Genomic DNA, 21,124 nt, shown 5'->3' on the forward strand with positions numbered 1-21,124 from the left:
GGCTCCGCCGCACCCTCACCCCAACCCCTCTCCCGGAGGGAGAGGGGCTTGTCACTGTGGGCGCGGGTGTTCCTGGGGAGTCGAAACTGCTCCTGCGACAGCCTCAACAGCGTCGCGATCCCAACGCCCGCATTCAGCCAAAAAACCAATCCCGATTCCCCATTCCCAATTCCCAGCTCTTCACAGCTTGCCCTTCATCGACCGGTAGTCGCGCGGGGTCATGCCCACGGTGGCCTTGAACTGGCGGGCGAAGGCGCTCTGGTCGGCGAAGCCGCACAGCTGGCCGATGCTGGCGATGCTGTCGTCGCCGTGCAGCAGGCGCATCGCCGCTTCGATGCGCATCTTGGTCAGCAGTTGCTGCGGAGTCAGCTGGAACACGCGGCGGAAGTGCCGCTCCAGTTGCGCCACCGACAGCTCGGCCAGGTCGGCCAGGGTCTGCACGCGCAGGTTGTCGCCGTAGTGCGCCTGCATGTGTTCCATGGCGCGGCTGATGCGCTCGTAGGCGGAATGGCGGCTGTCCGGCTGGCCCAGGTCGCGGGAGATGCCGACCACGCCGATCACCTCCTCGCCCTCGCACAGCGGGCGCTTGAAGGTCAGGCACCAGCCGGGGGTGCGGTTCGGGAACAAGTGCACTTCCAGCTGGTTCTCGATCACCTCGCCGCACAGCACGCGCCGGTCCTGCATCAGGTAGCTGCCGCCCAGCGGCAGCGGGAACACGTCCGCAGCCGACTTGCCGATCAGGTCGGCGCGGTATTTCTTGCCCAGCCGCCGCACCAGGGTCAGGTTGACGTGGGTGTAGCGGCCGTCGCGGTCCTTCACGAAGAACACCACGTCCGGCAGGGCGTCGAACAGCGTCTGCAGTTCCAGTGCCGAAATCAGAGTGTCCATGGCGTTCACCTGCGGAAGTGGGCGGCGGTGCGGGCGCGCCGCCGCGCGTCCCCCGAATGCCGATGCTAGCCTAAGTCGGCACCGGCGGGCGTCGCCGGGTTGTGCGAACTTCCGCATTGGCGACAGGCAAACGCTGCTAGCCGGCGGCGGTGCCGAATGTGAGCATGGCTCCATGCATACACTCGATGTCATCGACTCGCACAGCGCCGGCGAACCGACCCGTGTCGTCGTCTCCGGCTTCCCCGATCTGGGAACCGGTTCCCTGGCCGAGCGCCGGGAGCTGTTCCGCACGCGCTTCGACGCCTGGCGCAGCGCCATCGCCTGCGAACCGCGCGGCTCGGACACCATGGTCGGCGCGCTGTTGCTGCCGCCGGTGGCCGCCGATGCCTGCGCGGCGGTGATCTTCTTCAACAACGTCGGCTACCTGGGCATGTGCGGCCACGGCACCATCGGCCTGGTGCGCACGCTGGCCGAATTGGGCCGGCTGAGCGCGGGCACGCACCGCATCGAGACGCCGGTGGGCACGGTCGGCGTGGAACTGCACGCCGACGGCCGCGTCTCGGTCGACAACGTCGAGAGCTACCGCCACGCCACCGGCGTCGAAGTGCAGGTGCCCGAGTACGGGCGCGTGCGCGGCGACGTCGCCTGGGGCGGCAACTGGTTCTTCATCACCGAACAGACGCCGTGCGCGCTGGAACTGCGCCACCAGCGCGCGCTGACCGCTTACACCGAGGCGGTGCGGCTGGCACTGGAGGCGGCGGGCATCCGCGGCGCCGACGGCGGCGAGATCGACCACATCGAGATCAACGGGCCGGCGCCGGACGCCAGCGCCGATGCGCGCAACTTCGTGCTGTGCCCGGGCCTGGCCTACGACCGGTCGCCCTGCGGCACCGGCACCAGCGCCAAGCTGGCGTGCCTGGCCGCCGACGGCAAGCTGGCGGCGGGCCAGGTGTGGCGGCAGCAGGGCATCCTCGGCAGCGTGTTCGAGGGCAGCTACACCGCCGGTGCGCGCGGGGTACTGCCGCGCATCACCGGGCAGGCCTACATCACTGCGCGCGCGCAGTTGTCGATCGATCCGCAGGATCCGTTCGCCTGGGGCATCGGCGCCGCATGAGCGGTTTCGACCTGATCGTCGTCGGCGCCGGCATCGTCGGCGCGGCCTGCGCCGATGCGGCGGCGGCCGCCGGCCTGCGCGTGGCGATCGTCGAGTCGGGCAGCATCGGCGGCGGTTCCACCGCCGCGGCGATGGGGCACCTGGTGGCGATGGACGACGATCCGGCGGAACTGGCGCTGTCGGCGTACTCGCTGCGTTTGTGGGAAGAATTCGCGCCGCTGCCGGAGGCCGAGTTCAGCCGCTGCGGCACGCTGTGGGTGGCGCGCGAGGCGCGCGAACTGGAGGCGATTCCGGCCAAGATCCAGCGCCTGGCCGCGGCCGGCGTGCACGCCGAAGCGCTCGATGCGCAGCGCTTGTACCAACTGGAGCCGGCGCTGGTGCCGGGCCTGGCCGGCGGCATGCGCGTGGCCGCCGAGGCGGTGGTGTATCCGCCGCGGATGGCGCGCTACCTGGTCGAGCGTGCCTGCGCCGCCGGTGCGCAGCTGTACGCCGGGCGTCGCGCCACTGCGCTGGCCGATGCCGGCGTGCGTCTGGACGACGGCAGCGCGCTGCATGGCCCGGTGCTGGTCGCCACCGGCTGCGCCGTGCCGGAGCTGTTGCCGGAACTGCCGATGCGCGCGCGCAAAGGGCAACTGGTGATCACCGACCGCTATCCGGGCTTCGTCGCCCATCAATTGCTGGAACTGGGCTACGCCGACAGCGCGCACGGCAGCGACGGCAGCAGCGTGGCGTTCAACGTGCAGCCGCGGCCGACCGGGCAACTCCTGATCGGCTCCTCGCGCGAATTCGATGCGACCGACCGCACAGTGTCGATGCCGATGCTGCAGCGGATGCTGGAGCGCGCCTTCGCGTTCCTGCCGGGCCTGCGGCAACTGCAGGCGATCCGGGTGTGGACCGGCCTGCGTCCGGCCACGCCGGACGGACGCCCGTACCTGGGCGCGGTGCCGGAGCGGCGCGACGTGTGGGTCGCGGCCGGCCACGAGGGCCTGGGCGTGACGACGGCGCTGGGCAGTGCGCGCCTGCTGCTGGACCAATTGCTGCAGCGGCCCACGGCCATCGACGCGGCGCCGTACGCGCCGGCGCGGGCGCTGGCATGAGCGCGCGCATGCTGCGCCTGCAGGTCGACGGCCGCGATGTCGAAGTGCTCGACGGCATCAGCGTGGCCGCGGCGGTGGCGCAGGTCGCCACGCATTTCCGCCGCTCGCGCAGCGGCCAGCCGCGCGCGCCGCTGTGCGGCATGGGCGTGTGCGCCGAGTGCCGGGTGCGCATCGACCGCGTCGGCCAGTTGCGCGCCTGCATCACCCCGGCGCGCGACGGCATGCAGGTGTGGACCGATGGCTGAGCCGCGCACCCACTTCGAGGTCTTGGTGATCGGCGCCGGGCCGGCCGGGCTGGCGGCGGCGCTGGCGGCGGCCGGGCATGGCCGCCGGGTCGGCCTGGTCGATCTGCAGGCGCGTGCCGGTGGGCAGATCTGGCGCCACGACGTGGCCCAGGCGCCGCCGCGCCTGGCCGCGCGCACACTGGCGCAACTGGCGGCCAGCGCGGTGACCTTCCTGCCGCAGACCCAGGTGCTGCTGGCGCAGGACCGGCAGCTGCTCACCGATGGCCCCGATGGCCCGCGCTGGCTGGGCTACGACGCGCTGGTGCTGGCCACCGGCGCGCGTGAATTGCTGTTGCCGTTCCCGGGCTGGACCCTGCCTGGGGTGACCGGTGCAGGTGGCGCCCAGGCGCTGGCCAAGCAGGGCTGGCCGCTGCGCGGGCGGCGCGTGCTGGTCGCCGGCAGCGGGCCGCTGCTGCTGGCCTCGGCGGCGACGCTGCATCGCCACGGCGCGCAGGTGCTGGGCATCGTCGAACAGGCGTCGTGGCGCGCGCTGGCCGCATTCGCCGCGCAGCTGCCGCTGCGCTGGCCGGACAAGGCGCTGCAAGCGCTGGCGCTGCGCATGCAGCTGGCCGGGGTCGGCTACCACGCCGGCAGCGTGGTGCTGGCCGCGTATGGCGAGGGCCGCGTGCAGGAGGTGGAACTCGACGGCCCGCGCGGCCGCCGCCGTCTCGCCTGCGATCACCTGGCGGTGGGCTATGGCCTGGTGCCGAACGTGGAACTGGCGCAACTGCTGGGCTGCCGGCTGGGCCGCAGTGGCGCGCATCCGTGCGTGGCGGTGGATGCGCAACTGCGCACCAGCGTCGACGGCGTCTATGCCGCCGGTGAGGCGCTGGGCATCGGCGGGCGCGATTGCGCGCGCGTCGAAGGCGCGATCGCCGGCCACCTGGCCGCCGGCCAGGACGCCGCTGCGCAGGCGCTGCAGCCGCAGCGGCGCAGCGCGCGCGCCTTCGCTGAACTGCTGCAGCGGCAGTTCGCGCTGGACCCGCGCATCCACGTGCTGGCCGCGCCGGACACGCTGGTGTGCCGCTGCGAGGACGTGCCGCTGTCCGCGCTGCAGGGCCATGCCGACCTGCGCGATGCCAAGCTGGCCTCGCGCTGCGGCATGGGCGCCTGCCAGGGCCGCATCTGCGGCAGCGCGCTGACCGAGCTTGGCCTGACCGCGCGCGCCGCCGATTTCTCCGACGACGGCCGCCGGCCGCCGCTGTTCCCGGCGCGGCTGGACGCGCTGGCCCATCCCTGTCCGGACCCCGGTCCGGACACCGCTTGCGCCGCGCCGTCGCGCGCGGCATCCCTTCGCAACTCTCCACAAGGTGTACATCCATGAGCAAGGCTTCCTTCTGGTACGGCGTGCTGCCGGCCATCACCACCCCGTTCAACGCCGACGGCAGCATCGACCACGCGTTCCTGGCCAAGCATGCGCAGCTCATGATCGACGCCGGCTGCACCGCGATCGTGCCGCTGGGCTCGCTGGGCGAGGCCGCGACGCTGAGCTTCGACGACAAGCTGGCGATCCTGAAGACCCTGGTGCAGGCGGTCGACGGCCGCATCCCGGTGGTGCCGGGCATCGCCGCGCTGTCCACCGACGAGGCCGTGCGCCTGGCGCAGGCGGCCAAGCAGGTCGGCTGCGGTGGCCTCATGGTGCTGCCGCCGTACGTGTATTCCACCGACTGGCGCGAGATGGGCGCGCACATGCGCGCGGTGATCGCCGCCACCGACCTGCCGGCGATCCTGTACAACAACCCGATCGCCTACAAGACCGATTTCAGCCCGGCGCAGATCGCCGAGCTGGCCGCCGAATTCCCGAACCTGCAGGCGGTCAAGGAATCCTCCGGCGACGTGCGTCGCTTCGCCGCGCTGGGCGAGCTGCTCGGCGACCGCCTGGTGCTGCTGGTGGGCATGGACGATGCGATCGTCGAAGGCCTGAGCATGGGCGCCAAGGGCTGGATCGCCGGCCTGGTCAACGCGTATCCGAAGGAGTCGGTGAAGCTGTTCGAGCTGGCCCGCGACGGCGGCTATCCGGCGGCCAAGGCGCTGTACGACTGGTTCCTGCCGCTGCTGCGCCTGGACACCGTGCCCAAGTTCGTGCAGCTGATCAAGCTGGTGCAGGAGAAGGTCGGCCTGGGCAGCGAGCGCGTGCGCGCGCCGCGGCTGGTGCTGGAAGGCGCCGAGCGCGAGGCCGCGCTGAAGGTCATCGACCACGCCATCGCCACTCATCCCGGGCACTGAGATGAGCACGCAACCGCTGTTGCTGGCCGGCCATTGGCAGGCCTCGCTGGAGGAGCGCGGCAGCTTCCGCGCCGAGGATCCGCGCGACGGGAGCGAGTTCGGTCCGTCGTTCCCGATCAGCGGCGCCGCCGACCTGGAAGCGGCGCTGAGCGCGGCGGCGCTGAGTGCCGATGCGCTGGCCGCGGCCGCTCCGGAACGCATCGCGGCGTTCCTGGATGCGTATGCGGACGCGATCGACGCCGACGTCGAACGTCTGGTGGCGCTGGCACACGCCGAAACCGGCCTGCCGGTGGAGCCGCGCCTGGCCAAGGTGGAACTGCCGCGCGCCAGCGGGCAGTTGCGCCAGGCCGCGCAGGCAGTGCGCAGCCACAGCTGGGCGCAGCCGGTGATCGACACCGCGGCCGGCCTGCGCGCGCAGCTGGGGCCGCTGCACAAGCCGGTGCTGGTGTTCGGCCCGAACAATTTCCCGTTCGCGTTCAACGCGGTGGCCGGCAGCGATTTCGCCTCGGCCATCGCCGCACGCAACCCGGTCATCGCCAAGGCGCATCCCTCGCATCCGGCCACCAGCCAGCGCCTGGCCCAGCTCGCGCACCAGGCGCTGTTGGCGCATGACCTGCCGGCGGCGACGGTGCAGTTGCTGTATCACTTCGACAGCACGCTGGGCCTGGAGCTGGCCGGCGATCCGCGGCTGGGCGCGATCGGCTTCACCGGCAGCCGCGCCGGCGGGCTGGCGCTGAAGGGCGCCGCCGACCGCGCCGGCGTGCCGGCCTATGTCGAACTGTCCAGCGTCAATCCGGTGTTCCTGCTGCCGGGCGCGCTGGCCGAACGCGGTGCGGCGCTGGCGCAGGAGTTCTTCGCCTCCTGCACCATGGGCAGCGGCCAGTTCTGCACCAACCCGGGCATCGTGGTGGTGCCCGAGGGCGAGGCCGGCGATGCCTTCGTCGCTGCAGCCACCGCGCATTTCGCCGTGGCTGCGCCGGCGCTGCTGTTCTCGCGCGGCGTGCTCGAGCACCTGCAGCGCAGCGTGGGCACGCTGCGCGATGCCGGCGCCACGGTGCTGGCCGGTGGCGAGGCCGATGCCGGCCCCGGCTATCGGCATGCGCCGACCCTGCTGCAAGTGTCGGCCGAGGCCTTCCTGCAGCAGCCCGAGGCGCTGCAGACCGAGGCGTTCGGCCCGGTCAGCCTGATCGTGCGCGGCGGCGGGTTGGGGCAGTTGACCGCCCTGGCGCGCAGCTTCGAGGGCAATCTCACCGGCACGCTCTATCGCGCCGCCGATGGCAGCGACGACATGGCCTTCGCCGCGCTGGCCGCGGCGCTGCGCCCGCGGGTCGGTCGCCTGATCTGCAACAAGATGCCGACCGGCGTGGCGGTGAGCCCGGCGATGAACCATGGCGGCCCGTATCCGAGCACCGGCCATCCGGGCTTCACTGCGGTCGGCATGCCCGCGGCGATCCGCCGCTTCGCCGCGCTGCACAGCTACGACGGCGTGCCCGACGCGCTGCTGCCGCCGTTGCTGCGCGACCGCAATCCCGGCGGCGTGCAGCGCTTGATCGACGGCAGCTGGAGCACCGCCGACGTGGAGTCGCGCGCATGAGCGAGCAGGCCCAGATCGGCGGGTTGACCCTGGAGCAGGCGCACGCACAACTGGCGCCGTGGCCGCACCGCGCGCCGGCAATCCATCAGCAGGAGTACCGGCAACGCCTGGCCACTGCGCGTGCGCTGATGCGCGCGCACGGCGCCGACGCGCTGCTGATCGGCGCCGGCGCCTCGCTGCGCTACTTCACTGGGGTGCCGTGGGGCGCCAGCGAGCGCCTGGTGGCGATGTTGCTCACCGCCGAAGGCGATCCGCTGCTGATCTGCCCGGCGTTCGAGGAAGGCTCGCTGGACGCGGTGCTGTCGGTGCCGGTGCGCAAGCGCCTGTGGCAGGAACACGAGGATCCGCACGCGCTGGTCGCCGAGGCCTTGCTGGAACTGGACGCGCAGAGCCTGGCGCTTGACCCGGGCGTGGCCTTTGCGGTGCACACCGGGCTGACGGCGGTGCTGGGGCGGATCGCCATCCGCGATGCGGCGGCCATCGTCGACGGTTGCCGCATGCGCAAGTCGCCGGCGGAACTGGCGCTGATGCAGCAGGCCTGCGACATGACCCTGCACGTGCAGCGGCTAGCCGCCGGGCTGATCCACGAAGGCATCACCACCGCGGAACTGACCCGCTTCATCGACCAGGCGCACCGCGCGCTCGGCGCCGACAACGGCTCGACCTTCTGCATCGTGCAGTTCGGCCACGCCACCGCGTATCCGCACGGCATTCCCGGCGTGCAGGCGCTGCGCCCGGGCGAGCTGGTGCTGATCGATACCGGTTGCACGGTGCAGGGCTACCACTCCGACATCACCCGCACCTACATCTTCGGCGAGCCCAGCGAGAAGCAGCGACGCATCTGGCAACTGGAGCACGACGCGCAGGCGGCGGCCTTCGCCGCGGTGCGGCCGGGCGTGGCTTGCGCGGTGGTGGACGAGGCCGCGCGCAAGGTGCTGCAGCGTGCCGGGCTCGGCCCGGACTATCAGCTGCCGGGGCTGCCGCATCGCACCGGCCACGGCTGCGGCATGAGCATCCACGAGGCGCCGTACCTGGTGCGCGGCAATGCGCTGGCGCTGGCCCCGGGCATGTGTTGCAGCAACGAGCCGATGATCGTGGTGCCGGGCGAGTTCGGCGTGCGCCTGGAGGATCATTTCTATGTCACCGAGGACGGCGCGCAGTGGTTCACGCCCCCGTCGCCGGCGATCGACCGGCCGTTCGCCTGATGCGCAGGGCGGCCGCCTGCCACGTTTGCGCGGCGGCCGCCGCGGTGTGTCACGGGCGCGTGCCGCCCTGCGGAGTTCCTCGATGAAGCACATCCGTCTGCCCGTCGTCGGCATGCTGGCACTGGCCCTGCTGAGTGCCTGTCAGCCGTCGGCACCGTCGGCGCCTTCCACGCCGGCGGCAACGGCGCCGGCCAAGGCAAGCACCTCGCCGTCGCAGGCCTTCGCCGCGCTGCTCGACGCGCAGTGGCAGTATCAGCTCGAACACCATCCGGAGTTCGCCAGCATCATCGGCGACAGCCGCTACAACGATCGCTGGAGCGACTATTCGCCGGCCGCATTGGAAGCCGAACGCCAGGCCACTGTTGGGTTCCTGGCGCGCTTCGATGCGATCGACCGCAAGGCGCTGTCGGCGCAGGAGCAGTTGAGCCTGCAGATGATGCAGCGGCAGTTGCGCGACCGGCTGGAGGCGATCGCGCTGAAGAACGACGAGATGCCGCTGGAGCCGGTCGGCGGCATCCAGGTGGCGCTGCCGGGCTATGCGCAGGCGTTTCCGTTCGCCAGCGTCAAGGACTACGAGGACTACATCAAGCGCCTGCAGGCGATCCCGGCGCTGCTCGACCAGGTGGTGGCGCTGTCGCGCGCCGGCGCCAGGGATGGGTTGGTGCAGCCGAAGTACCTGCTCGAGCGCATTCCCGCGCAGGTACGCGAGATCGCCGCGCCGGCCGGTGCCGACAGTCCGTTCGCGCTCCCGCTGCAGCAGTTCCCCGCGGCGGTGCCGGAGGCCGAGCGGCCGCGCCTGCGCGCGGCGATGATCGCGGCGATCGACCAGCAGGTGCGCCCGGCCTATCGCAAGCTCGCCGACTTCGTCGCCGACGAATACGCGCCGCAGGGCCGTGCCCACGAAGGCCTGTGGTCGCTGCCCGATGGTGCGCGCCGCTACCGCTTCGCGATCCACACCCAGACCACCACCGAGCAGTCGCCCGAGCAGATCCACCAGACCGGCCTGGCCGAGGTCGCGCGCATCGAGGGCGAGATGGGCGTCATCGCCAAGCAGCTCGGCTATGCCGATCTGGCTGCGCTACGCAAGGCGGTGGCCCATGATCGCAAGTTCTTCGCCACTTCGTCCGAGCAGATCCTGCAGCGCTACCGCGACGACATCGCGCAGATGCAGCCGAAGCTGCCGACGTTGTTCGGTACGCTGCCGAAGACGCCGCTGGAGGTGCGCGCGATGCCGGCGTTCCGCGCCACCGCGCCCGGTGCCGAGTACTGGCAGAGCGATGCGCAGGGCAGCAAGCCTGGGTTGGTGATGGTCAACACCAGCGATTACGCGCATCGCACCCTGGTCAACATCGAGGCCACCGCGTATCACGAGGGCGTGCCCGGCCATCACCTGCAGATCTCGTTGGCGCAGACCCTGCCGCTGCCGCCGTTCCGCCAGCAATCCAGCTACAACGCCTACGTGGAAGGCTGGGCGCTGTACGCCGAGCGGCTGGGCAAGGAAGTGGGCTTCTACCGCGATCCGTACAGCGACTACGGCCGCCTGGCCGGCGAACTGCTGCGCGCCAACCGACTGGTGCTGGATACCGGTGTGCACTACAAGCGCTGGACGCGGCAACAGATGATCGACTTCTTCCACGCGCATCCGTCCGACGACGAGCCCAGCATCCAGGCCGAGACCGACCGCTACATCGTCTGGCCGGGCCAGGCGCTGGGCTACAAGCTCGGCGAACTGGACATCCTGGCGCTGCGCGAGAAGGCCAGGCGCGCGCTGGGCGAGCGCTTCGACATCCGCGCCTTCCACGATGCCATCCTCGGCGGCGGCGCGATGCCGCTGGACCTGCTGGACGCGCGCATCGACGCCTGGATCGTCCAGGTCCAGGCCGGCACCCCCGCCACTCCGGAGATTTCGCGATGACCTCCCGTTCCCGACTGCGCACGGCGCTGGCCCTGGCCATCGCGTGCACCCTGGCCTGGCAGGGCGCTGCCGCCGCCGCGCCCGCAAAGACCGCCGCGCCGGCGGCCGCTGCCCCCGCCGGCGATGCCGGCGCGCGCTTCAAGGCGCTGTACCAGCGCGAGTGGAAATGGCGCCAGGAGCAATTCGCCGGCGCCGACGACGAGGACGCGCAGGGACAGGCCGCCGATCACCTGCCCAAGGTCGATCCGGCCACCCAGGCGCAGCGCACCGCCTACTGGCAGCAGACGCTGCATGATCTGGATGCAATCGACCCGGCGCAGTTGTCGGAGCAGGACCAGGTGAACTACCAGGTCTATCGCCAGCAACTGCAGGTGCTGCTCGACCAGCAGCGGTTCCGCGCCTGGGAAATGCCGTTCAACAGCGACTCCGCGTTCTGGAGCGACCTGGGGTTCACTGCGCGCGCCACCTTGCGCAACCGCGAGGACTACCAGCGCTATCTTGGACAGCTCGCCGACATCCCGCGCTACTTCGACGAGCAGATCGCCAACATGCGCGCCGGCCTGGCGCGCGGTTTCGCCCAGCCCAAAGTGACCCTGCAGGGCCGCGACCAGTCGATCGCCGAGGTCGCGCAGGCGCCTGGCGAGACCAATCTGTTCTACACCCCGTTCAAGCAGATGCCGGCGACGATCCCGGCGCCGCTGCAGGCGCAGTTGCGCGCGCAGGCGCGCACGGCGATCGCCCAGCAGGTGGTGCCGGCCTACGCCAAGCTGCTGCGTTTCATGCGCGAGGAATACCTGCCAAAGGCACGCCCGGCGCTGGCCGCCGAATCGCTGCCCGACGGCGCGGCGTACTACCGCGCGCAGATCCGCGAATACACCACGCTCGACCTCAGCCCCGAGCAGATCCACGCGGTGGGCCTGAAGGAGGTGGCGCGGCTGCACAAGGAGATGGACCAGGCGATCGTCGACAGCGGCTTCAAGACCCCGCCGGGGCAGCAGACCTTCCCGGCGTTTCTGCACTATTTGCGCACCGATCCCAAGTTCTACGCCAAGACCCCGGAGGAACTGCTCAAGGACGCGGCGTGGATCGCCAAGCGCGTGGACGGCAAGATCGGCGACTACATCGGCCGGCTGCCGCGGCAACGCTTCGCGATCGAGCCGGTGCCGGCGGACCTGGCGCCGTTCTACACCGGCGGCCGCGGTGGCCCCGGCATCTACCTGGTCAACACCTACGACCTGCCGTCGCGGCCGCTGTACAACCTCGCTGCGCTGACCTTGCACGAGTCCTCGCCTGGCCATGCGCTGCAGATGCCGCTGGCGGCCGAGCAGGACAACCTGCCGGATTTCCGCCGCTACACCTTCATTTCCGCCTATGGCGAGGGCTGGGCGGTGTACTCGGAATACCTGGGGCAGGAGATGGGGATGTACGACACCCCGTACGACCGCTTCGGCTACCTGACCTACCAGATGTGGCGCGCGTGCCGGCTGGTGATCGACACCGGCATCCACCACGACGGCTGGACGCGGGAGCAGGCGCAGGCGTTCCTGCGCGACAACACCGCGCTCAGCGAGCACGAGGTGACCACCGAGGTCGACCGCTACATCGCCTGGCCCGGCCAGGCGCTGTCGTACTACCTGGGAGAGCTGAAGATCCTGGAACTGCGGCGCAAGGCGGAGCAGGCGCTGGGCGAGAAGTTCGACATCCGCGCGTTCCACGACGCGGTGCTGGAGACGGGCTCGGTGCCGCTGCCGGTGCTGGAGCAGCGCATCGACCGGTTCATTGCCGAGGGTGGAAAGTCGCCTTGGTCGAAGGAGGCGGCGAAGCAATAAGCCCCTCTCCCCCCGGGAGAGGGGTTGGGGTGAGGGTCGGGCGCGAAGCGCATGCGGTGTTTCAGCTGCACGAGGCTTCGCCCGTACCCTCATCCGCCCCTTCGGGGCACCTTCTCCCGAGGGGAGAAGGGAAGTAAAAGCCCCTCTCCCTCCGGGAGAGGGGTTGGGGTGAGGGTCGGGGCGCGAAGCGCATGCAGTGTTTCAACTGCACGAGGCTTCGCTCCTACCCTCATCCGCCCCTTCGGGGCACCTTCTCCCGGAGGGAGAAGGGAGCAATAAGCCCCTCTCCCTCCGGGAGAGGGGTTGGGGTGAGGGTTCGGACGCGAAGCGCATGCGGTGTTTCAACTGCACGAGGCTTCGCCCGGACCCTCATCCGCCCCTTCGGGGCACCTTCTCCCGGAGGGAGAAGGGAGTGCTAAGCCCCTCTCCCTCCGGGAGAGGGGTTGGGGTGAGGGTAGGGCGCGAAGCGCATGCAGTGTTTCAACTGCACGAGGCTTCGCTCGGACCCTCATCCGCCCCTTCGGGGCATCTTCTCCCGGAGGGAGAAGGGAGTGCTAAGCCCCTCTCCCACCGGGAGAGGGGTTGGGGTGAGGGTCGGGCGCGAAGCGCATGCGGTGTTTCAACTGCACGAGGCTTCGCCCGGACCCTCATCCGCCCCTGCGGGGCACCTTCTCCCGGGGGGAGAAGGGAGTGCTAAGCCCCTCTCCCTCCGGGAGAGGGGTTGGGGTGAGGGTAGGGAACGCCGCAGATCATTGAATCGCCAGTGACACCAATCCAGCGGGAGACGCCATGGCCGCACAAGGCAAGTTCCACAAGCGCTTGAGCCTCACCGATCTGACCTTCATCGGCTTGGGCTCGATCTTCGGGTCCGGTTGGCTGTTCTCGGCCAGCCACGTCTCGGCGATCGCCGGGCCGGCCGGCATCGTCTCGTGGATCGCCGGCGGCGTGGCGGTGCTGCTGCTGGGCCTGGTGTACTGCGAACTCGGCGCGGCGCTGCCGCGCGCCGGCGGCGTGGTGCGCTACCCGGAGTACTCGCACGGCGTGCTGCTCGGCTGGCTGATGGGCTTCATCACCCTGATCGCGTTCTCCAGCCTGATCGCGATCGAGGTGGAGGCGGCGCGGCAATACGCCGCAGCGTGGTTCCCGTGGCTCAACCAGGCCGGCAGCACCCATCCCAGCGTCGCCGGTTGGCTGGTGCAGCTGGCGCTGCTGGTCGCGTTCTTCTTGCTCAACTACTACAGCGTCAAGACCTTCGCCACCGCCAACAACATCGTCAGCGTGTTCAAGTTCCTGGTGCCGGTGCTGGTGATCGTGCTGCTGATGGCGCACTTCGATGCGCGCAACCTGCAAGTGCAAGGATTCGCGCCGTTCGGCGCGGCCGGAGTGGAGGCGGCGATCTCCGCCGGCGGCATCATCTTCGCCTACCTCGGGCTCACGCCGATCGTGTCGGTGGCCAGCGAGGTGCGCGATCCGCAGCGCAATATCCCGATCGCGCTGATCCTGTCGGTGGCGCTGTCCACGGTGATCTACGTGCTGCTGCAGCTGGCCTTCCTCGGCGGGGTGCCGGCGCAACATCTGGTCAACGGCTGGGGCGGCATCGACAAGGCGTTCTCGCTGCCGTACCACGACATCGCCCTGGCGCTGGGCATGGGCTGGCTGGCGGCGCTGGTGATCTGCGACGCGATGATCTCGCCCAGCGGCACCGGCAATATCTACATGAACGCCACGCCGCGGGTGGTCTACGGCTGGGCGCGCAGCGGCGGCTTTATGCCGGTGCTGACCAAGGTGGACGCCGCCTCCGGCATCCCACGTCCGGCGCTGTGGCTGAGCCTGGGCCTGTCGGTGTTCTGGACCCTGCCGTTCCCCTCGTGGGAGGCGCTGATCAACGTGGTGTCGGCGGCGCTGGTGCTGAGCTATGCGGTGGCGCCGGTGACAGTGGCCGCGTTGCGGCGCAGCGCGCCGGAACTGCCGCGGCCGTTCCGGCTGCGCGGTATGGCGCTGCTCGGGCCGCTGTCGTTCATCGTCGCAGGCCTGATCGTGTATTGGTCGACCTGGAACACGCTGTCGTGGCTGCTCGGCCTGCAGATCGCCATGTTCGCGCTGTACGTGCTGTACCGCCTGCCCAACGCCGCCGGCCGCGCACGGCTGTGGCGGCAGGTGCGCGGCGTGCTGTGGCTGATCGTGTTCTTCGCGCTGGTGCTGGTGGTGTCGCGCCTGGGCACCTTCGGCGGCAGCGGCTGGATCGCGCATCCCTGGGACACGCTGTGCGTGGCCGCGATCGCCTTGGGTTGCTACCACTGGGGGGCGCGCAGCGGCCTGCGTCCGGAGGAACTGGCACTGGAAGAAGACGACGGGGAATAACCCGTCGCGTCTGGGTGTACGAAGAAACGGCGCTTGTCTCCTTTGTTGTGATTGGTTGCGACAGACGTTATCGGGAACGCCCGTCGCGGCTAGAGCCGCCCCTATGGAAGACAAGCGCTTCATGAAATTTTTTGGAAACCGCATGAACAAGTTCGTTGTCTCCCTCGTCATGGCATTGGCCTGCTGCGCCGGTGCCGCCCACGCTGCGCCCAGCGTCGCCGACTACCAGCGCTCGCTGGGCCTGCGCGAGGCCTGGATCGGCCTGACCGAGAACGTGACCTGGCCGGCGCAGTGGCGCGACGACGGCGCGTTCTACTACCGCAAGACCGTGCCGGGCGGCTTCGCCTTCGTGGTCGAGGACGTGGCCAGCCAGCGCAAGCAGCCGGCGTTCGACCAGCAGCAGTTGGCGCGCGCGTTGAGTGCGGCGACCGGCACCACGTATCCGGCGCTGCGCCTGCCGTTCGCGCGTTTCGCCTACGTCGCCGAGGGCGGCAAGGCGCAGGCGGCGATCGTCTTCGAGCTCGACGAACTGCCGTGGCGCTGCACCCTCACCACCTACGTCTGCGCGCGCGCCGACAGCGGTCCGCAGCTGCGGCCGCGCGGTTTCGGCGTGGTGCGCGATCTCAGCGTGCCGGCCGACGCCACCCCGCGGCGCTCGCCGGACGGGCGCTGGGACGCCTATGTCGACGGCAATGCGGTGATGCTGCGCGCAGTGGCGGACGGCCACACGCTGCGCCTGGCCGACGATGGCCGCAGCGACGATTTCTACGACCCGGAAACGATCGCCTGGTCGCCGGATTCGCAGCGGCTGGCGCTGTACCGGGTGAAGCCCGGTTTTCCCCGCCGCGTCACCCGGGTCGAGGCGGCGCCGCCCGGCGGCGGCCAGCCGATCGTGCGCACGCAGCTGTATCCCAAGCCCGGCGATGCGGTGGACATCGCGCGACCGGTGCTGTTCGACCTCGGCGCGCTGGCCCGCGGCGGTGCGCCCAAGCGCCTGCCCATCGACGACGCGCTGTTCGCCAACCCGTACCAGCTCTCGCCGATCCAGTGGCGCAGCGACAGCGCCAGCTTCGTGTTCGATTACGTGCAGCGCGGCTTCCAGCGCATGCGCGCGATCGCGGTGGACGCGTCCACGGGCAAGGCGCATGTGGCGGTGGGCGAGGATGCCAAGACCTTCGTGTACGCCGACCGCAGCTACCACCACGATGTCGACGGCCTGGGCCAGGAAATCCTGTGGATCTCCGAGCGCGACGGCTGGCGCCACCTGTACCTGGTCGACGGCGCCAGCGGCCGGATCAAGACGCAGATCACCAAGGGCGAGTGGATCGTGCGCGAGGTGCTGCGCGTGGACGATGCGCAGCGACGCATCTGGTTCACCGCCAGCGGCATGGACGCGGGCAAGGATCCGTACTACCGGCAACTGTTCGCGGTGGATTTCGACGGCGGCCACCTGACCCGGCTGACCCAGGCCGATGCCGACCACGACGTGGCCATCGCCGACGATGGGCGCCATTACGTGGACGTGTATTCGCGTCCTGACATGGCCCCGGTGATGGAACTGCATGCCATCGACGGGCGCCTGCTGCAGATGGTGGAGCGCGGCGACATCCGCAAGCTGCAGGCCGCCGGCTGGCGCGCACCGCAGACCTTCGTGGCCAAGGGCCGCGACGGCAAGACCGACATCTGGGGCATGGTGGTGCGCCCGCGCGACTACGACCCGCACAAGAAGTACCCGGTGATCGAGAACATCTATGCCGGCCCGCACGATTCCTTCGTGCCCAAGACCTTCTGGCCGTTCGGCTATCACTCCGGCGGCGACAAGCAGATCGGCATGCAGGCGCAGGCCGACCTGGGCTTCATCGTGGTGATGATCGACGGCATGGGCACGGCCAACCGTTCCAAGGCTTTCCACGACGTGGCCTGGAAGAACCTCGGCGATTCCGGTTTCCCCGACCGCATCGCCTGGCACAAGGCGCTGGCCGCACAGGATCCGTCCTACGACATCGGCCGCGTCGGCATCTACGGGGCGTCGGCCGGCGGGCAGAGCACACTGGGCGCGCTGGAGCGGCATCCGGACTTCTACAAGGTGGGCGTGGCCTATGCGGGCTGCTACGACAACCGCATGGACAAGATCAGCTGGAACGAGCAGTGGATGGGCTGGCCGGTGGACGCCAGCTATGCACGCGCCTCCGGCGTGGACAATGCGGCCAAGCTGCGTGGCGACCTGCTGCTGATCGTCGGCGAGCAGGACAGCAACGTCGACCCGGCCTCGACCGCGCAGGTGGTGGACGCGCTGATCAAGGCCAACAAGGACTTCGACCTGCTGGTCGTGCCCGGCGGCGAACACACCGTCGGCCGCTCCACCGGCCCCATCGATTACGTGCAACGGCGCCAGTACGACTTCTTCGTGCGGCATCTGTTGGGGGAGCCGACGCCGCGTTGGAATGGCGTGGACGGACGCGTTGCGCGATAAGTAGAGCGCGCCTGCATGAATGTCAGAGATGCCGCCTTCCGGTGGCGGCATCGGATCATTCGGAAATCGTGGATTTAATAAAATCCGGCGTCACAGTTGGCGCCTTTGATCGTCGCTAATGAGCGATTTTTAATGGTGTAGGTTCCGCCATAGGGGAGTCCTATTGCCATGCGCTTTGGATTTGTGACGTAGAACGTCTTTGCGGCTTTGTCGTACGTGACGTTTCTGGGGTCGTCGGTTTCGACATAGACTCTTTTTTCGGCTGCAGGCGTGCCAGAGTATGTGATCGCAAAAAAGATATTGCCGGGGGCGAAGAAATCGCATCCTGTTTCAAGGCCCATGTGTTCTTCGCCAGCGGTGAAGTCATAGGTTACTTTTTCCAAGGGCATGAAGAACCACGAGTTCTCGCCTATTCCGCAATTGCCTGCTCCGGCAATGGAAAACAACGCGCATGCCACGACTGATTTTTTATAAATCTTCATTCTTCTCTCTTGCAAGTGAGTCAAGTGAATCAAGTGGAATTCGATAAGAAATCTAATTTTATTTACTGAATTTTGTATTTCGGAATATATACCCTGAATTTTTAAGGAAAATAAAATTAACAGTTCATTCAAGAGGCGTCAAGATAATTTCATATTTATGACACATTAATTTGGCCGAATGACGTGGCGATCCATCCGCGGTCCGCTGCGAACAGGGCAGCAATATCATCTGACTTCGATCGCACAATTGATGGATGGGTGGATCGCGATCGCCAATACTTCGACGTGTTTCCTTGACCTGTCGGCAGAAGGAGCCCCGCAGGGGCGGATGAGGAGGCGGAGGAGGCATTGGGGTTCGCAGGCATCGCGGCGCTTCCGTACCCTCAGCCCCAACCCTCTCCCGGCGGGAGAGGGGCCTTTGCTCTCGGCGCCGATGCGTTCGCTCCTGCGAATCCCCAATCCCGACTCCCGCCCCTAAAGATGCGGCGAACTCGGCCGATATCCCGGCAAGTCTCCTTGCGCCACGGCCTGCCATGACCGCCATCGCTCCCAGTTCCTCGCTCGCGCTGTCCGGCATGCGCGCTGCCACGTCCGGGCTGCAGGTGCGCGCCAACAACATCGCCAACCTCGCCACCGACGGGTTCCAGCGTTCGGTGCCGGTGAACCAGGCGAGTGCCGGCGGTGGCGTGGTCGGGCAGGTGCGGCAGGCCGACGGGCAGGGCAGCGATCTGGTCGACGACATGGTCGGCACGCTGACCGAGCGCACCGCGTTCCAGGCCAATGCGCGGGTGCTGCGCGCGGCCGACGACAGCATCGGCAGCCTGCTCGACGTGCTCGCGTAAGCCGTCGCCGACGCGTTGCGTTCCCGCAGCGCAACATCGCCGCGATCACGCGGCTATGCGATTTTCCGCACCGATCCTCGGCACAGCGCACAAGACGCTGCGGCGCGCACCGCGCACGATGCGACGATCGCATTGCATCGGGGACGGTAGATGGATCGGAGAGATTTCCTGCGTCAGGGCCTGGCGGTCGGTGCGGTCGCCGGTGTGGAAGTGCTGGCCGGGCGCGCCGCCGCGACACCGGTAGCGGCCAGCGCCGCACGTGCGCCTGCGCCGCCGCACCTGCAGCCGTTGGCGGCCGACACCCTCGCCGGGCACACCCTGCACTGCCGGTTCGTCGAGGCCGGCGCGACCTGGGAGGTGTACGAAGACCTGCGCCAGCCCGACGGCGATCTGACCCTGCGCGGGCCGGGCGGGGCGCTGGTGCTGGGCAAGCGCACCGAAGCGGTGTTCCCTGCGGCGCAGGCCCCGTACTTCGGCATGGCCCTGGCCGAAGTGGCGATGGCCGATGCCGACCTGCTCGCCGATCGCCTGCTGCGCGACGGCGACCCCCGCGCCGACGAGGTGCGCGACGTCGCGCCGCCGCCGGCCTCGCAACTGGATCCCAAGGACTACAACGGGCGCCTGCCGTGGACCACCTTCGTCGGCAACCGCGAGTGCGCCGACACCATGCCGGTGTACCCGGATGGGCGCACCCGCTGCTATCGCGCGATCCAGGCGTTCCCGGAGCTGGGCAAGGACGAGCTGGTGCGGCGCCGCAGCGAAGGCCTGCTCGGCGGCTGGATGCCGGCGGTGCGCAAGGTAGTGCCGGCCGGCGAGGGCCGCTACTACGACATCCTGCTGTTCGCCGACGTGCTGGCCGAGGACCGCTTCGTGGTGCAGACCTGGCACCGCAGTGCGCTGGTGGAGCAAGGCAAGGTCAGCAAGGTCGTGTACGGCTACAGCTATCCCGACTACCCGCCGCGGCGCGGCCCGCGCAGCGCCGAGGATTTCTACCGCGGTCTGCTCGCCTTCGCCGGCTACTGGCAGGCGCAGCTCGCCGACACTGTGCAGGCGCAAACCCCGGATGCGAGTTGGCGCGACATGGCGCGCTTCGCGTTCGCCCGCGAACTGGTGGTGCGTCCGGGCGGCACCTATCCCAAGTACGGCGCGGTGGACCGCGACTACTACGGCAACGAGTACGACGGCTTCCAGGACACCTTCACCAGTTCGCTGTACGCCAACCTGGAATGGGGGCGTTTCAGTCAGGCGGCGGCGGTGCTGGACGGCTATTTCAGTGACTTCGTGCAGGCCGACGGCATGGTCAACATGCGCGGCCCGGAGACCGGCCAGTTCGGGTTGACCCTGTCGCTGCTGGCGCGCTACCTGCGCTACACCGGCGATGCCGCGCTGCTGCGCAAGCACCGCGACAAGATCGCCGCCACCGCGCAGGTGCTGGTCGAGCTGCACGACGCCAGCCTGCGCCTGCCGGCATCGGCACCGGGGCATGGCCTGCTCCACGGCTGGAACGAATCCGACGCCTGCCTGTTCCCCGATCCGCAGGTGTGGTGGAAGCCGTACTACGCCAACAGCGCGCTGACGGTGCGCGGCTGGCAGGACCTGGCCGCGGTGTGGAGCGGCATCGCCGGGCCGGGTGGGCAGGCCGCCGCGGCGGAATGGCAGCGGCGCGCGCAGCAGTTGTCCGCGCAATTGTTGCGAACGCTGCGTGGCAACATCCGCCGCGATCTGCAGCCGCCTTACATCGGCCCGCTGCCGGGGGTGAAGCTGACGTTCCGCCAGTCGCTGCAGCAGGAGCATCCCAGCGAGCAGGGCTGGCCGCACCGCGCCTATGCCGAACTGCTGCAGGCCGACGTGCTGCCCGACGACCTGGCGCACCTGGTCATCGACTGCGTGCGCGGCCACGGCGGCACCAGCCTCGGTGTGGTCGGCAACATCACCGCGCCGACCCCGGAGGCGCGCGACCTGCTCGGCTTCATCTCCTACGGCTACGCGCAGCAGTTGCTGCGCCTGGACCGGATCGAGGAATACCTGCTGTTCCTGTACGCGCATCGCTTCCACGTGCATACCCGCGGCAGCTGGACCGCGGGCGAGGTCACCGGCATCACCGGCGGCATGCCGCTGTTCTGCATCCCCGCGCAGTTGACCATTCCGCTGCTGCTGCGCTGGATGCTGGTGTTCGAGGACAGCGCCGGCGAGGAGCTGTTCCTGGCGCGGGCGGTGCCGCGCGACTGGCTGGGCAGCGGCGAGACGATCGCGATCGACGCCGCGCCGACGCGCTGGGGCAGGGTGTCGCTGGCGCTGCGCGGGGATCCGGCGCGCAAGCGCATCGACGGCCGCGTGACGCTGCCGGCGCAGCGGCCGGCACGCACCTGGCTGATCCTGCGCGTGCCGGCCGGCACCCGCCTGCAGGAGGTGCAACTGGACGGGCAGCCGGCGGCGCTGTCCGGGCCGCGCAACGAGCGCGTGCTGGTGCCGGCCGGCAGCGCGGCGACGGTGGCGATTTCCGCCGTCTACGGCTGAGTGGCGAAAAAGTCGGAAACGTCCCGCCTGCCTGCGGGGCAGTGCGGTATTCCGCACGTTTTCCCGATAAATACGACAAGACGCCACGCGCGTCCTACGCGCACATTGTGACCGTGCAGTGAATGTCCAAGGGGGAGATTCGTTGCACGTCACCGGGGACGCAGCGCATGGGTCGTGCGCGTCGCCGTGCAGGCGGCGTCGGGATCGTCCCGTCCGGCGGCGCATGCGTGGACACGTCCGTTTTCGTATCCGCCACACGCGCTGGCGACGGGGCGCCCGCCTGGGGAAGGGCGGCGT

At 69.5% G+C, this 21,124-nt stretch carries 15 protein-coding genes; 13 read left to right on the plus strand and 2 right to left on the minus strand.

Going from position 1 to position 21,124, the window contains the following annotated elements:
- Nucleotides 1-180: 180 nt before the first annotated feature.
- A complete protein-coding gene (locus CEK65_RS12065) occupies nucleotides 181-888 on the minus strand; it encodes an AraC family transcriptional regulator (protein ID WP_017911046.1) in 708 nt (235 codons plus the stop codon).
- Nucleotides 889-1,060: 172 nt separating this feature from the next.
- Between CEK65_RS12065 and CEK65_RS12070 the strand changes: the two genes are divergently transcribed.
- The 11 genes from CEK65_RS12070 (at nucleotide 1,061) to CEK65_RS12120 (ending at nucleotide 16,986) form a co-directional block, all read left to right on the plus strand.
- Entirely contained in the window at nucleotides 1,061-2,002 is a 942-nt protein-coding gene (locus tag CEK65_RS12070) for a 4-hydroxyproline epimerase (protein ID WP_150411091.1), read from the plus strand.
- Complete coding sequence (locus CEK65_RS12075) at nucleotides 1,999-3,099, plus strand: FAD-dependent oxidoreductase (RefSeq protein ID WP_148828939.1); 1,101 nt, start codon at nucleotides 1,999-2,001, stop codon at nucleotides 3,097-3,099. Before CEK65_RS12070 ends, CEK65_RS12075 begins: the two co-directional genes overlap by 4 nt.
- Complete coding sequence (locus tag CEK65_RS12080) at nucleotides 3,096-3,344, plus strand: (2Fe-2S)-binding protein (protein WP_193314776.1); 249 nt, start codon at nucleotides 3,096-3,098, stop codon at nucleotides 3,342-3,344. Before CEK65_RS12075 ends, CEK65_RS12080 begins: the two co-directional genes overlap by 4 nt.
- Nucleotides 3,337-4,707, plus strand: a complete 1,371-nt coding sequence (locus CEK65_RS12085; protein WP_152181881.1) for an FAD/NAD(P)-binding oxidoreductase — start codon at nucleotides 3,337-3,339, stop codon at nucleotides 4,705-4,707. The genes CEK65_RS12080 and CEK65_RS12085 overlap by 8 nt, the downstream gene beginning before the upstream one ends.
- Entirely contained in the window at nucleotides 4,704-5,609 is a 906-nt protein-coding gene (locus tag CEK65_RS12090) for a dihydrodipicolinate synthase family protein (RefSeq protein WP_017909351.1), read from the plus strand. Before CEK65_RS12085 ends, CEK65_RS12090 begins: the two co-directional genes overlap by 4 nt.
- A 1-nt stretch (nucleotide 5,610) precedes the next feature.
- On the plus strand, nucleotides 5,611-7,203 hold the full coding sequence (locus CEK65_RS12095) for an aldehyde dehydrogenase family protein (RefSeq protein ID WP_152181882.1): 1,593 nt from the start codon (nucleotides 5,611-5,613) through the stop codon (nucleotides 7,201-7,203).
- Nucleotides 7,200-8,408 carry a Xaa-Pro peptidase family protein gene (locus CEK65_RS12100; RefSeq protein ID WP_152181883.1) on the plus strand — a complete coding sequence of 403 codons (1,209 nt, stop codon included), beginning with the start codon at nucleotides 7,200-7,202 and terminating at the stop codon, nucleotides 8,406-8,408. Before CEK65_RS12095 ends, CEK65_RS12100 begins: the two co-directional genes overlap by 4 nt.
- An 82-nt stretch (nucleotides 8,409-8,490) precedes the next feature.
- Nucleotides 8,491-10,323 (plus strand): DUF885 family protein, encoded by a 1,833-nt coding sequence (locus tag CEK65_RS12105; RefSeq protein ID WP_150411086.1) that lies wholly within the window; start codon nucleotides 8,491-8,493, stop codon nucleotides 10,321-10,323.
- Nucleotides 10,320-12,152 carry a DUF885 family protein gene (locus CEK65_RS12110; RefSeq protein WP_152181884.1) on the plus strand — a complete coding sequence of 611 codons (1,833 nt, stop codon included), beginning with the start codon at nucleotides 10,320-10,322 and terminating at the stop codon, nucleotides 12,150-12,152. The genes CEK65_RS12105 and CEK65_RS12110 overlap by 4 nt, the downstream gene beginning before the upstream one ends.
- A gap of 789 nt (nucleotides 12,153-12,941) precedes the next feature.
- Complete coding sequence (locus tag CEK65_RS12115) at nucleotides 12,942-14,513, plus strand: APC family permease (RefSeq protein ID WP_152181885.1); 1,572 nt, start codon at nucleotides 12,942-12,944, stop codon at nucleotides 14,511-14,513.
- A 142-nt stretch (nucleotides 14,514-14,655) separates the two neighbouring features.
- Nucleotides 14,656-16,986, plus strand: a complete 2,331-nt coding sequence (locus CEK65_RS12120) for a S9 family peptidase (protein WP_152181886.1) — start codon at nucleotides 14,656-14,658, stop codon at nucleotides 16,984-16,986.
- A gap of 74 nt (nucleotides 16,987-17,060) precedes the next feature.
- On the opposite strand, the gene CEK65_RS12125 is transcribed toward CEK65_RS12120, so the two are convergent.
- The gene (locus CEK65_RS12125) at nucleotides 17,061-17,468 is read right to left on the minus strand and encodes a hypothetical protein (protein ID WP_152181887.1); all 408 of its coding nucleotides are present in this window, start codon (nucleotides 17,466-17,468) and stop codon (nucleotides 17,061-17,063) included.
- A gap of 533 nt (nucleotides 17,469-18,001) precedes the next feature.
- On the opposite strand from CEK65_RS12125, the gene CEK65_RS12130 reads away from it, so the two are divergent.
- Nucleotides 18,002-18,310, plus strand: a complete 309-nt coding sequence (locus CEK65_RS12130) for a flagellar basal body protein (protein ID WP_152181888.1) — start codon at nucleotides 18,002-18,004, stop codon at nucleotides 18,308-18,310.
- 150 nt (nucleotides 18,311-18,460) lie between these two features.
- Nucleotides 18,461-20,827 carry a Tat pathway signal protein gene (locus tag CEK65_RS12135; protein WP_152181889.1) on the plus strand — a complete coding sequence of 789 codons (2,367 nt, stop codon included), beginning with the start codon at nucleotides 18,461-18,463 and terminating at the stop codon, nucleotides 20,825-20,827.
- Nucleotides 20,828-21,124 lie beyond the last annotated feature (297 nt).

Source organism: Xanthomonas sp. LMG 12459, from assembly GCF_009192905.1.
Taxonomy (GTDB): Bacteria; Pseudomonadota; Gammaproteobacteria; order Xanthomonadales; family Xanthomonadaceae; genus Xanthomonas_A; species Xanthomonas_A sontii.

Bases quoted from the DNA above. Each gene is read 5' to 3' on its own strand.
- CEK65_RS12090 (WP_017909351.1), top strand. From the start codon at position 4,704: ATGAGCAAGGCTTCCTTCTGGTACGGCGTGCTGCCGGCCATCACCACC.
- CEK65_RS12065 (WP_017911046.1), bottom strand. From the start codon at position 888: ATGGACACTCTGATTTCGGCACTGGAACTGCAGACGCTGTTCGACGCC.
- CEK65_RS12105 (WP_150411086.1), top strand. From the start codon at position 8,491: ATGAAGCACATCCGTCTGCCCGTCGTCGGCATGCTGGCACTGGCCCTG.
- CEK65_RS12130 (WP_152181888.1), top strand. From the start codon at position 18,002: ATGACCGCCATCGCTCCCAGTTCCTCGCTCGCGCTGTCCGGCATGCGC.
- CEK65_RS12070 (WP_150411091.1), top strand. From the start codon at position 1,061: ATGCATACACTCGATGTCATCGACTCGCACAGCGCCGGCGAACCGACC.
- CEK65_RS12075 (WP_148828939.1), top strand. From the start codon at position 1,999: ATGAGCGGTTTCGACCTGATCGTCGTCGGCGCCGGCATCGTCGGCGCG.
- CEK65_RS12115 (WP_152181885.1), top strand. From the start codon at position 12,942: ATGGCCGCACAAGGCAAGTTCCACAAGCGCTTGAGCCTCACCGATCTG.
- CEK65_RS12100 (WP_152181883.1), top strand. From the start codon at position 7,200: ATGAGCGAGCAGGCCCAGATCGGCGGGTTGACCCTGGAGCAGGCGCAC.
- CEK65_RS12110 (WP_152181884.1), top strand. From the start codon at position 10,320: ATGACCTCCCGTTCCCGACTGCGCACGGCGCTGGCCCTGGCCATCGCG.
- CEK65_RS12095 (WP_152181882.1), top strand. From the start codon at position 5,611: ATGAGCACGCAACCGCTGTTGCTGGCCGGCCATTGGCAGGCCTCGCTG.
- CEK65_RS12120 (WP_152181886.1), top strand. From the start codon at position 14,656: ATGAACAAGTTCGTTGTCTCCCTCGTCATGGCATTGGCCTGCTGCGCC.
- CEK65_RS12135 (WP_152181889.1), top strand. From the start codon at position 18,461: ATGGATCGGAGAGATTTCCTGCGTCAGGGCCTGGCGGTCGGTGCGGTC.
- CEK65_RS12125 (WP_152181887.1), bottom strand. From the start codon at position 17,468: ATGAAGATTTATAAAAAATCAGTCGTGGCATGCGCGTTGTTTTCCATT.
- CEK65_RS12085 (WP_152181881.1), top strand. From the start codon at position 3,337: ATGGCTGAGCCGCGCACCCACTTCGAGGTCTTGGTGATCGGCGCCGGG.
- CEK65_RS12080 (WP_193314776.1), top strand. From the start codon at position 3,096: ATGAGCGCGCGCATGCTGCGCCTGCAGGTCGACGGCCGCGATGTCGAA.